At 65.1% G+C, this 12,144-nt stretch carries 10 protein-coding genes; 5 read left to right on the top strand and 5 right to left on the bottom strand.

Annotated elements, in window-relative coordinates; all coding sequences use genetic code 11:
- Positions 1–83: 83 nt before the first annotated feature.
- Complete coding sequence (locus tag NZM16_RS00945) at positions 84–785, bottom strand: PIG-L deacetylase family protein (protein WP_295452402.1); 702 nt, start codon at positions 783–785, stop codon at positions 84–86.
- A 569-nt stretch (positions 786–1,354) separates the two neighbouring features.
- Here NZM16_RS00945 and ablA point away from each other — a divergent pair.
- From ablA to NZM16_RS00970, 5 genes are read left to right on the top strand one after another with little or no spacing between them, the layout of a single operon-like run.
- Positions 1,355–2,722, top strand: a complete 1,368-nt coding sequence (gene ablA, locus NZM16_RS00950) for a lysine 2,3-aminomutase (protein ID WP_295452405.1) — start codon at positions 1,355–1,357, stop codon at positions 2,720–2,722.
- On the top strand, positions 2,722–3,822 hold the full coding sequence (locus NZM16_RS00955; protein WP_295452407.1) for a hypothetical protein: 1,101 nt from the start codon (positions 2,722–2,724) through the stop codon (positions 3,820–3,822). Before ablA ends, NZM16_RS00955 begins: the two co-directional genes overlap by 1 nt.
- Before the next feature lie 55 nt (positions 3,823–3,877).
- Positions 3,878–4,978 (top strand): D-alanine--D-alanine ligase, encoded by a 1,101-nt coding sequence (locus NZM16_RS00960; protein ID WP_295452410.1) that lies wholly within the window; start codon positions 3,878–3,880, stop codon positions 4,976–4,978.
- The gene (locus tag NZM16_RS00965; RefSeq protein WP_295452412.1) at positions 4,947–5,489 is read left to right on the top strand and encodes an N-acetyltransferase; all 543 of its coding nucleotides are present in this window, start codon (positions 4,947–4,949) and stop codon (positions 5,487–5,489) included. The genes NZM16_RS00960 and NZM16_RS00965 overlap by 32 nt, the downstream gene beginning before the upstream one ends.
- Entirely contained in the window at positions 5,489–6,535 is a 1,047-nt protein-coding gene (locus tag NZM16_RS00970) for an ATP-grasp domain-containing protein (RefSeq protein WP_295477866.1), read from the top strand. Before NZM16_RS00965 ends, NZM16_RS00970 begins: the two co-directional genes overlap by 1 nt.
- 87 nt (positions 6,536–6,622) lie before the next feature.
- Here NZM16_RS00970 and NZM16_RS00975 read toward each other — a convergent pair whose 3' ends face one another.
- The 4 genes from NZM16_RS00975 to tdh all read right to left on the bottom strand — a co-directional run bounded on the left by NZM16_RS00975 (position 6,623) and on the right by tdh (position 11,369).
- On the bottom strand, positions 6,623–7,069 hold the full coding sequence (locus NZM16_RS00975; RefSeq protein WP_295452416.1) for a CBS domain-containing protein: 447 nt from the start codon (positions 7,067–7,069) through the stop codon (positions 6,623–6,625).
- Positions 7,070–7,349: 280 nt separating this feature from the next.
- Positions 7,350–8,900, bottom strand: a complete 1,551-nt coding sequence (gene guaA / locus NZM16_RS00980) for a glutamine-hydrolyzing GMP synthase (RefSeq protein ID WP_295452418.1) — start codon at positions 8,898–8,900, stop codon at positions 7,350–7,352.
- 120 nt (positions 8,901–9,020) lie between these two features.
- Positions 9,021–10,220: a glycine C-acetyltransferase gene (locus tag NZM16_RS00985; RefSeq protein WP_295452421.1), complete on the bottom strand. Its 1,200-nt coding sequence runs from the start codon at positions 10,218–10,220 to the stop codon at positions 9,021–9,023.
- A gap of 111 nt (positions 10,221–10,331) precedes the next feature.
- A complete protein-coding gene (tdh, locus tag NZM16_RS00990) occupies positions 10,332–11,369 on the bottom strand; it encodes an L-threonine 3-dehydrogenase (RefSeq protein ID WP_295452423.1) in 1,038 nt (345 codons plus the stop codon).
- Positions 11,370–12,144: the final 775 nt, after the last annotated feature.

Raw genomic sequence — 12,144 nt, forward strand, 5'->3', positions numbered from 1 at the left:
GCCACCCCAATCTTTCTATCTCCACGCGGCCCTGCAGTGCGGGAAGAGGAATGCGCCTGACTGCGAATGGGCCGTAAGCGGAATCATCCTCCTATGGTCATCCGGCGGAAGGCCTCCGCGTAGCGCAGACCCACTGCCCGGCCTTCCTCGGCAGCCCAGGCCCGCAGGGTAGGGCTGGGATCCCAATCCCCGATCTGGCTGCGATGGCAGCGCAGGGCCTCGATTTTGATCTCCAGGGTCTCCTCGATATCGATCCACACATTGGGTTGTGCCGCGCCGTAGATGTAAGCTTCCTGCACCCGGTGAGGCGGAAGGCCCAGTTCCGGGAAAACCAGCGGCATGCCGGCCGCGGGGAACACGGCTTCCAGGGCTGCCTGGGCCGCCGCCCGATGATCCGGATGGTTGATGTAGTCGTCCCCGTAGAAATAAACCGAGGGATCCCCACAAACCAGGGCCTGGGGCCGGAAGCGGCGGATCTCCCGCACCAGCTCCCGCCGCAGCTCCAGGGTGGGCTGGAGCATGCCATCCGGATGGCGCAGGAAGATCACCTCGGCGATGCCTAAGACGCGGGCGGCCGCCTCCTGTTCCGCCTCCCGGATCCGCGCGATCTCCTCCCGGGATCGGTTCGCCTCCTCGGCTCCAGCGTCCCCACTGGTGCAGAGGACCAGGGCGATGAGGCTGCCCCGCCGGGCCCACTTGGCCAGCGTGCCCGCGCAGGTGAACTCCACGTCGTCCGGATGGGCGGCCACCACCAACACGCGCTCTGGCGTCGTCGGCTCGATCATGGCTCCTCCCTGTTCGGGGAATGCGGAAGGCAGATGGAGCCGTCGGAGGGCCATCCTATCCGCCCTCAAAATTCAGGAGTCGTGTGCTTGGTTCCTCAGCGCCTCCTCTCTCCCCTCTCACAGCTCATGGGCGGGGAGGGAGCGGATGAGAAACGCCCCCGACGATCCTCCTTCGACGCTCCGACTATATCGCGACTCCCGAGATCCTGCGAAAGGCGTGAAGCGCGCGCTGGCGTCCGGCAGACGGAGCGCGCCCCATCCGCTTACGAGGGCCGCCGTCCTTGATCCCCAGAGTGAAACGAAGAATGGAAGTCAAAGGATGAGGCGAGGCGTGGGGAGTCCAGATGAAGTTCTGAGCGACCCATATCTTGCATTTACAAATTTCGATTTATCGAATATTGTCGATGATATGCTTAACCGAAATCTCACGAAACCTACACGGTTTTTTAACGCATCCCGTGGAGAAATTGATGTAAAATCCCGCTCGTGAAAGAGGGGTTCAGGTTGGTGCGGTCGCGGCGAAGATCCCTGGGCTCCGGCGCGAGATCTTGTTCAGGAGGATATCAGCGATGGAGGAGCGGAAGCGGCTGGAGGAGGAGCCTCCTGGCGCAAAACGCCGTAGCCGGCGAGCGCCCATCTGGCGGGATGTGCCGGATGAGCAGTGGGAGGACTGGCGCTGGCAGCTCACCCACCGCCTGAATTCCGTGGAGCAGCTCAAGCGGATCATCCGCCTGACCCCCGAAGAGGAAGCCGGTGCGGCGGCGACCCATCGGTTTCGTATGGATATCACCCCATATTTCGCCTCCCTGATCGATCCCGACGACCCGAGCTGCCCCATTCGGCGCCAGGTGATCCCCACCGCCCGGGAGCTGGAGCCGACCCCGGGGTTGATGGAGGATTCCCTTTCCGAGGACAAGCATTCCCCGGTCCCAGGCCTGGTCCATCGCTATCCCGATCGGGTGCTGATGCTGGTCACGACCCAGTGTGCCAGCTACTGCCGCTTCTGCACCCGCAGCCGGATCGTGGGGGATCCCCACGCGACTTTCGGGCGGCGGGATTACGATCGACAGATCGAATACATCGCCCGCACCCCCCAGATCCGGGATGTGTTGCTCTCCGGGGGCGATCCGCTGATCCTCCCCCAGCCGATCCTGGAGGATCTGCTGCGCCGGTTGCGCGAGATCCCGCATGTGGAGGTCATCCGCGTCGGGACCCGGGTGCCGATCTTCCTGCCGCAGCGGATCACCGATGACCTTGTGGCGATGCTGCGCAAATACCATCCGCTGTGGATGAACATCCACATCAACCACCCGAAGGAGCTGACGCCGGAGGTGACCGAAGCCCTGGCGAAGCTGGCCGACGCGGGCATCCCCCTGGGCAGCCAGACGGTGCTGCTGGCCGGGGTCAACGATTGTCCCCACATCATCCGCGCCCTGGTCCACGAGTTGGTCCGGCGCCGGGTGCGACCCTACTACCTTTACCAGTGCGACCTGGTGGAGGGCGCTGGCCACTTCCGCACGCCGGTTTCGAAGGGGATCGAGATCATAGAGGCGCTGCGGGGTCACACCAGCGGCTATGCCATCCCAACGTATGTGATCGACCTGCCCGGCGGCGGCGGGAAGGTGCCGGTGATGCCCAACTACCTGCTGGCGATGAGCGAGCGGCGGGTCGTGCTGCGGAACTTCGAGGGGTTCATCAGCGCCTATGAACAGCCGACCGACTATATGCCGCATGACCCGAGCCGTTGCGAATACTGCCGGAACCAGCGCCCGGAGCCCGGCCAGCGGGGGATCTTCGGGCTGCTTCAGGGCGACGCAATGACGATCGAACCGGAAGGCTTTGAGGCGGTTCACCGCCGGCTGCACACCGGGGGAACGGAGACGGCGCCGTTGATCGTCGGGGAGCCCCTCCCGGTGGTGAATGGGGAGGTGCTCTGATGCGAGTGGCCGTCCTGGCGAACCTGAAACGGAACGCGCCCCATCAACCGGACGAGCCGCCGGATGCCTGGGCGGAGCTGGACTCGGATCAGACCGTGGAGGGGATCGCCCGGGCGCTGGAGGCATGGGGGCACACGACGGCGATCTTCGAGGGAAACCTCGACCTCCCGGAGGCGTTGCGCCGCTTCCAACCGGACATCTGTTTCAACATCTGCGAGGGGTACTGGGGGGACTCCCGGGAGGCCCATGTGCCGGCCATGCTGGAGATGATGCGGATCCCCTATACCGGCTCCCGGGTCCTGGCCCTGGCGATCTCCCTGGACAAGGCGATGACCAAGCGGGTGTGGATCGCCGAAGGGCTTCCCACTCCGCCGTTCCAGGTGTTCCGACGGCCGGATGAGCCGTTGAACCCCCGCCTTTCCTTCCCGCTGTTCGTCAAGCCGAACCGGGAGGGGAGCGGGATGGGCATCTCCGCCAAGTCCGTAGTGACCAACGAGGCTGAGTTGCGGGAGCAGGTGGCCTACATCCTCCGAACCTACCGTCAGGAGGCCCTGGTGGAGGCCTTCATCGACGGCCCGGAGCTCACCGTGGGCCTCATCGGGAACGTGGAGGGGGATGCGGCATGGCTTCGACCCCCGGGGGGATGGGCGACCGAGGAAGGCCTGGAGATCGGCGGGGTCCACGTCTTCCCGCCGATGATGGTGGATCTCAGTCCATGCCCGCCGGATCAACGCGGGCTGTATACCTCCTATATCAAGTCGGAGATGCCGCTGGGCCCGCGATATCTCTGCCCGGCCCCGCTGGACCCGGCTGTCTTGCGGGAGGCCCAGCGGCTGGCCTTCGAGGCCTTCCGGGCGATCGGGGCTTGCGATATGAGCCGGGTGGACATGCGGATCGACGCGGCCACCGGTCGAGTTTACCTGCTGGAAATCAACACGCTGCCCGGGCTGAATCCAGAATATAGCGATATGGTGCTGAACGCCCGGGCCGATGGGATGCCGTATGAGGTGCTGATCGCCCGGATCCTGGAGGCGGCCTGCCGACGCTATCGCCTTCCGGTGAAGCCCGCCCTTGAGCCGGCCGGGATGAGGACTCCGTAGGGGCACGGCGTCGCTGTGCCCCCACAGCGGCCAAACCCTCATCCGTGGAGCTTCCATGCGCCGTCGTCGCCCGCTTGCGCCGAACCGTGTGCTGATCCTTTACAGCGTGGTGAAGCGGCTCCCGCGCGGAGAGCCCCGCGACTGGATCGCTGAGGAGGAGGTCCTGGTCACCGCTCAGGCGATGGCTTCTGCCTTGATCGAGCAGGGATGGACGGTAACGGCCCGAGGGGTCTGGGATCTGGACTCCCTGCGGGAGGCGCTGGAGGATTTTGATCCTCAAGACACGGCGGTGATCAACCTCTGCGAAACCCTCGATGGACGTCCGCAGGGGGAGGCGATCGTGCCCGTCGTCCTGGAGGCCCGGGGGTTCGCCTATACCGGATCCCCGGGTTCCACGCTCTCCCTCTGTTTAGACAAAGCGCGGGCCAAAGCCCGCCTTCGGGCGGTTGGCCTGCCCACTCCGCCCGCCCAGGTGGTCCACGATCCCCGAGATCGCCTTCGAATCCCCCTTCCGGCGATGGTCAAGCCGCTGGCCGAGGATGCCAGCCATGGGATCGATCGGGAGTCTGTAGCCACCGAGGAAGGGGCCCTCCGGAAGCGGATCGCTTACATCCTGGAAACCTATCGTCAGCCAGCGCTGGTGGAGGCCTTTATCGAGGGGCGCGAGTTCAACGTGGCCATCTGGGGCGGGCGGACGCTGGAGGTCCTTCCCCTGGCGGAGATCGACTACTCTCGGATTGCGAACCCGATGTGGCGGATCTGCACCTTCGCCGCCAAGTGGTTGCCGGGCTCTGAAGAGTATGAATTGACACCAGTGCGATGCCCGGCCCCTGTCGACGAGGCGCTGGCGGCCCGCATCCGGGAGGTCGCGGTCCGGGCCTTCCGGGCGGCGCGTTGTCGGGATTACGGACGGGTGGATCTCCGGCTTCAGGGGGAAACCCCGTATGTGCTGGAGGTCAACCCGAATCCCAGCCTGGCGCCGAACAGCGGATTCGTTCAGGCGGCCCAGGTGGCTGGGTATTCCTACGGGGCGCTGGCCGAGCGGCTGATCCGCCTGGCCTGGGAACGGCGCCACCGGCGGAAGGAGGCCATAACATCTCAACTGGTCCAGACGGTGGAAGCGGATGTCGCCTATTCGATGGCCTCGAGCGGATGAGGGGGAAGCGATCCGGGCGCTGGCGGAGCGATGTGGCGTGTTCCGGCCCGAGGAGATCCGGACGTTAATGGAGATCTTTGAGGAAGCCTGCACGAAGGGGTTCGAGGGAAGCGGTTATTATTTCCGGATCTGGTCGGACGGCGAGAGGGGAGCGCCGCTGGGGCTGATCTGCTATGGGCGCCGACCGATGACCCGATGGTCGTGGGATCTCTACTGGTTGCTGGTGGATCCCCGAGCGCAGCGCCGGGGCATCGGCACCGCTCTCTTCCGGGCGATGGAGGAGCATGTGGAGCGAGAGGGGGGGAGGTGGATCCTGGTGGAGACGGCGACCACCCCTGCCTACGCTCCGGCCCGTCGCTTCTATGAGCGCCATGGGTTCCGGTTGCTGGCGGTGGTGGAGGATTTCTACGAGGAGGGTGAAGGGCTGGCTATATACCTCAAGGGCCTCTCCCGGTTGCCGGGCGCGCACCGGCCTTCAGCGGCAGAAGCCTATGCGCAGGAGGTGGAATGATGCGGCATCCGTCGAGGCCGAGGACCCTGCGCCAGGTGATCCTGCTCTACAACGTGGATGGCGCGTGGCCTCCGGAAGATCAGATGTATGCCCGGGAGTGTGCGCGCAGATTGCATGAAGGTCTTCAAGCCCATGGCCTGGTGGTCCACCCGGTGGAGGTCTGCCGGGAGGTCCTGAGCGCTCTGGCCCCCTATGATCCCGCGGAATGGGTGGTGTTTAACTGGTGTGAGGCGCTGGAGGGCGATCCCTACGCGGAGCCTCGCATCGCCCGGGCGCTGGAGTCGGCCGGTTTCCTTTACACCGGATCCGGTCCGTGGACCCTGACGGTGGCGGGGAACAAGGCGCTGATGAAGGCCTTCCTCACCCTGAACGGCATCCCCACGCCGACCTGGCGGGTCTGCCAACGGCTGCTGGATCTGGAGGGATGGACGGACTTCCCGGCGATTGTGAAGCCGATTCGGGAGCATGGCAGCATTGGGATCACGCCGGAGGCGGTGGTGACCTCTCCCGCGGCATTGAGAGCGCGGGTGGAATATGTGCTGGAGACGCTCCGCCAGCCCGCCTTGGTGGAGGCCTTCATCCCAGGTCGGGAGCTGAACGTCAGCTTATGGGGGAACGGCGATCCGGAGCCCCTGCCGATCTCGGAGATCCTCTTCGATGGGTTGCGGGAAGAGGAGCAAATCGTGGATCAATTCGCGAAGTGGGATCGGCAGAGCGAACGGTATCGACGGACCATCCCGCAGGTGCCGGCGCCGCTGGATGAGCGGACGGAGGCCGAAGTGGTGCACGTGGCGACGCTGGCCTATCGGGCCCTGCGGGTTCGGGATTACGGGCGGGTGGACATCCGGCTGGCGCCGGATGGGATGCCTTATGTCATCGATGTGAATCCGAACCCCGACATCTCGCTGGACGCGGGGTTTGTGCGCTCCGCGGCGGCAGCGGGCTATGACTACGGGCGGATGGCCGCCCATATCCTGCGGATCGCGTGGGCCCGGCGCACACGGCGCGCCCCCGTGTCTCTGGCTCTCCCCCGTGTGCGGGCATAGTTCATCCGAGGGCCGGCGATGGATCCCTCGGCGGATTCCGCTACAGGCTACGAAAGGCACCCCAAGGCCCATGATGGCCTTGGGGGATCAGGTTTGGAAGGAAGAGCCCAGGATGAAGTTCTCCAGGCCGCGGATCTCGCTCTCGCGCGCCGCCAGCGCAGCGAAGAGCACGTCGCGGATCGAGAGGATGCCGACGACGCGCCCCTGATCCACAACGGGAAGATGCCGAACCCCGTATTCGTTCATAAGCCGCAGGCATTCCTCAACGCTGGCATTCGGGGTGACGGTGATCATCTGGGTGGTCATGACCTCGCGGACCGGGGTCTGGCTGGCCACGCGGCCCTGGAGCTCGCCCTTGAGAAGGTAGTCGCGCTCCGTGTAGATGCCCACGATGCGATCCCCTTCCCGCACGAGCACGGCCCCGATGCGTGCCTCGGCCATCACGCGCAGGGCCTCGAGCACCGTGTCATCGGCCGAAACGGCCAGGTAACCCGTCCGACCCTTCTGCCGCAGGAGATCCTGTGCGGTGAACATCTTCGCGCTCCTCCAACAAATTGGGTGGCCGGATCATCCCGACGTGCTCTGTCCGTTTTGGGGATTTTTCTCTCCCTCTCCACGGCCCCTTGGGCGGTGGAGAGGGGCCACCGCCTTCCGGACCGGCTTCGGTTCCCCTATCTCCAGTTCCTAACTGGACAAAGCCCTCCCTCCATCGTGCCCTCATTATATCGAAAAACGCGCCCCGGGGTCGACCCGATCCTCACTGTATTCGGACATGAGCTGAGAAATTAAGCGGAAGCCTCGGATGTCGGGGACTTTATTCCCACTCAATCGTGGCCGGGGGCTTGTGGGTGATGTCATAAAGCACGCGGTTCACCCCCGGGACTTCATTCACGATGCGGGTGGCAATCCGATCCAGAATCTCGTGCGGCAGCGGGACCCAGGAGGCGGTCATGAAATCCTCGGTGGCTACGGCGCGGATGGCCACCACTTCCTCGTAGGTTCGGGCGTCCCCCATCACCCCCACGCTGCGCACAGGCAGCAGCACGGCGAAGGCCTGGGCGACGCGGTCCGCCCATCCGGAATGGGCCAGCTCTTCCTGAACAATCGCGTCAGCGGCGCGGAGCCGTTCCAGCCGCTCCCAGGTGACCTCGCCGACGCACCGCACGGCCAGCCCGGGTCCTGGGAAGGGCTGTCGCCGGAGCAGCTCCGCGGGCAGGCCCAGATGCGCCCCCAGGGCCCGCGCTTCATCCTTGAACAGATACCGGAGGGGCTCGATGAGCTCGAAGGAGAGATCCGGCGGCAGGCCTCCCACATTGTGGTGGGTCTTGATGCGGGCGGCGGCTCGCCGCTCGGGCCCTCGGCTTTCAATGACGTCTGGATAGAGGGTTCCCTGGGCGAGGAACCGGAAAGGGCCCAGCCGACGGGCGTGCTCCGTGAAAACGGCGATGAAGGCGTGGCCGATGCGCACTCGCTTCTCCTCCGGATCGATGATCCCGCGCAGCGCCTCAAGGAAGGTTTCCGCCGCGTGGACGGCGACGATCGGGAGCCCCAACCCGCGCAGGGCCCGAACCACCGCCTCCGCTTCCCCTTGACGCAGCAACCCGGTGTCCACGAACAGGCAGGTCAGCCGATCGCCGACGGCGCGATGGACCAGCGCGGCGGTCACGGTGGAATCCACACCGCCCGAGACGGCGCACAGCACCCGCTCTCCCCCCACCCGTTCCCGGATCCGGGCGATCTGCTCCTCGGCGATGGCCGGTGGGATCCATGTGGGCCGGCAGCCGCACAGATCCAGGGCGAACCGGCGCAGGAGCTCCCGACCCAGGGGCGTATGGGCGACCTCGGGGTGGAACTGCACCCCGTAGAGGCGCCGTTCGGGATCCCCGATGGCCGCCAGCGGGGCGTTCGGGGAACGGGCCATGGCGCGAAAGCCCGGCGGGAGGGCTTCCACCCGGTCCCCGTGGGACATCCAGACGGTCATGGGGGATGGAAGGCCATGCCACAGGGGATCCGCTGGGGTTAGGATCTCGATCTCGGCCCGGCCGTATTCGCGGGCGGGGGCGGGGGCCACCCGTCCGCCCAGGGCGTGGGCCAGCAGTTGCATCCCGTAGCAGATCCCCAGCACCGGCCGTCCGCTCTCCAGGACATACGTCGGGAGGGTGGGGGCGCCGGCTTCATAGACACTGGCGGGCCCTCCGGAGAGGATAAACCCCTTCGGCCGGAGGGCCAGCACCTCCTCTGGGTCTGCATCCCAGGGGAACAGCTCCGCGTAGACGCCGCTCTCCCGGATGCGGCGGACGATCAGTTGGGCGTATTGGGAACCGAAGTCGAGAACGACCAAGGCATCGTGGTTGGGTCGGATCATGCGGTGCCTTCCCGAAGGGATCGTTCGCGGGCCAGGGTGTGGCTGGATCGGCCTGCCCGGCCGGGTCGCCTTGCAGTCGGGAGATGGAGGGTTTTCATCGCGTCTCGCGCCATGGGGGGTTCAGATCACACCCAGCTCCCGGCCCACTTTTGCGAAGGCCTCCAGGCCGAAATCCAGGTCCTGTCGTTCGTGGGCGGCGGAGATCATCACCCGGATGCGGGCCTTGCCCCGGGGGACAGTGGGGTAGCCGATGGCCTGGGCGAACACCCCTTCCTCGAAGAGGCGGCGGCTGAAGGCCTGAGCGAGGCGCGCGTCCCCTAACATCACGGGGGTAATGGGGGTCACGCTCCCGCCCAGGTCAAAGCCCAGGCGACGCATTTCCTCCTTGAAGTAGCGCGTGTTCTCCCAGAGCCGGTCCACCCGTTCCGTGGACTCCTCTAAGATCTCGACGGCGGCGATGCAGGCAGCGGTATCCGCTGCGGTCATGGCGCTGGAGAACAGGAAGGGGCGTCCGCGCTGGCGCAGCCATTCCACGATCTCCCGCCGCCCGGCCACATAGCCGCCCACCACCCCGAAGGCCTTGGAGAGCGTCCCCACCTCGATGTCCACCCGACCGTGGAGCCCGAAGTGGTCCACGATGCCTCGGCCGCCGCGGCCCAGGACCCCCTCGCCGTGGGCGTCGTCGACCATCAGCAACAAGCCGTAGCGCTCGGCGATTTCCACGATGGCGGGCAGAGGGGCGATGTCGCCGTCCATGGAGAAGACCCCATCGGTGACGATCAAGCCCCGGCGGAAGCTGCCCAGGCTCTCCTGGATTTTCGCCTCCAGGTCGTGGGGGTCATTGTGGGCATAGCGGACGATGCGGGCCCGGGAGAGGCGGCAGCCGTCGATGATGCTGGCGTGGTTGAGCTCATCGGAGAAGATGACGTCCCCCTCGCCCACCAGGGCGGGGATGGCCGCCAGGTTGGCGTTGAAGCCGGATTGGAAAGAGAGGGCGGCCTCCACGCCCTTAAAGCGAGCCAGCTTTTCCTCCAGGATCAAGTGGAGATCCAGGGTGCCGGCGATGGTGCGCACGGCGGCGGGGCCCACGCCGTAGCGTTCGATGGCCTGACGGGCGGCTTCGCGCATGCGCGGATGATTGGCCAGGCCCAGGTAGTTGTTGGAGCAAAAATTCAGCACGCGACGCCCATCGACCATCAGCCATGGCCCCTGGGCCGACTGGATGGTGCGGATATGGATGTAGAGGCCCTGGTCCTGGAGGGCCTGCAACTCCTCCCGGATCCATGCCAGTTTATCAGTCGTAGCGGGTTGAACCGTCATTCTGAGACCTCCTGAGCGGATAGAGGGATCGAATCCAGGCGCCGCCTCGTCGGGCGGGAGTTTGTCCTGTTTCCCCTCCTCTGAGGAAGGGGGTGGGCGATTCCGTTATGCTTATGGGATCAACATCACCTTTCCACTCTGGCCGCTGGCCATTATGGCGAAGGCCTGGTCGAACTCTTCCAGACGGAAGCGGTGGGTGACCACCGGCCGCAGGTCCACGACCCCGGCGTTGAGCAGGCCGCGGATCTCATACCAGGTCTCCCACAGGCGTCGTCCCACGATGCCGTGGATCGTGATGCCTTTGAAGATCACCAGATTCGAGAGATCGAATTCGATGGGTCCAGGGGGGAGGCCCAGGAGGGCGGCCTGGCCGCCGGGCTTGAGGACGGCGAATCCCTCCCGGATGGCGGAGGGAGCGCCGGACATCTCCAGCAGCACGTCCACCTCGCCCCCGGTGAGGTCCCGGATCGCTTCCACGATGTGGATCTCATTGGGGTTGAGGATGTGATCGGCGCCCATACGGCGGGCAAGTTCTAGGCGGTAGGGGCTGATATCGGTGGCGATGACCATTCGGGCGCCGAGGGCGCGGGCGACAGCGATGGTCATCAACCCTACGGGGCCGCATCCGGTCACCAGCACCTTGCGTGCCCGGAGATCGACGGCGAAGGCGGTGTGGACGGCGTTGCCGAAGTTCTCCAGGAGGACGGCGACCTCGAGGGGGAGGTCGGGGGGGTTGACCCAGGCGTTTTCGGCGGGGATGACGATGAAGTCGGCGAACGCGCCGTTGCGGTCCACGCCCAGGATGCGGGTGTTGCGGCAGAGGTGGCCTTTACCGGTGCGGCACATATCGCAGCGGCCGCAGACCACGTGGCTTTCCGCCGAGACGAAATCGCCGATGCGGATGTCGTTGACCTCTGGCCCCAGCTCGACGACCTCCCCGCAGAATTCGTGGCCGATGATCAGGGGCGGATGGATACGTCCCTGGGCCCATGGATCCCAGCGATAGATATGGAGATCGGTTCCGCAAATGGAGGCGGCCTTCACCCTCACTAGGATCTCGCCGGGGCCGGGGGAGGGGATGGGATAGCGGGCCAGGGTGAGGCCCGGTTCCGGCGCTGCCTTGATCACGGCCCGCATAGTTTCGGTCATTCCGAAGCCTCCCGATGCGGGATCTGGATCCATTCCCGGTTCGCTGGGAACAGGGTCCTTTACTAACTATTATGGCTCGGTTTAAGAGGGAAGCTATATTCCTGGGGTTTGCGTTCCCTGGCGGCGGGGGACATTCCGGATCTGTTGGATTCAGCTTCGGGTGGCGGCCGGGTGGTTCTCCCGCCTTTGGCGAGTATAGGCCGTCTGGGTTTACAGGCCGGAGGATAGGGAGAGGGGGCCGGCCTGACGCTCTTCGGGGATGGAGATTCAAGCTTAGTTACCATGGCGCAAAAATCTTCCGTGGACCCCCATGGGATTTGCGGCGATCGGGGGTTCACGGGAGTGTTTTATAATGGCTTCTATCACCGCATTCTTTCCCCCCTATTTCCGTCCCATTTTTCATCCCGTAATCCTAAGTATTTATCTCTTCTTTCTACATATTTCTTTGATTTTGATAAAGATTTCCGCGGACCTCGTCGTGGCTTCTGAACCCTTCACGGCAAGGAGAGGCTTGACAAATCCCTGTGATAGTGGTAAAAACAGAAACGAGGAAAGGGAAATCCCCGTCTTTTCTCTCCATTCCCTTCTCTCCTCTCAAATTGCTGGCCCTCAATCGAACCAGCGTGGGATTGAAACTTTTCTCCCGAATGCGGTGTTCGGGCGGTATGCGTCACCCTCAATCGAACCAGCGTGGGATTGAAACTCTTGGTGGCGGTCGGGTGGGATATTCTGACCAGCCCTCAATCGAACCAGCGTGGGATTGAAACTTTTCTCC

It is taken from the genome of Thermoflexus sp., assembly GCF_025055495.1.
Lineage (GTDB): Bacteria > Chloroflexota > Anaerolineae > Thermoflexales > Thermoflexaceae > Thermoflexus.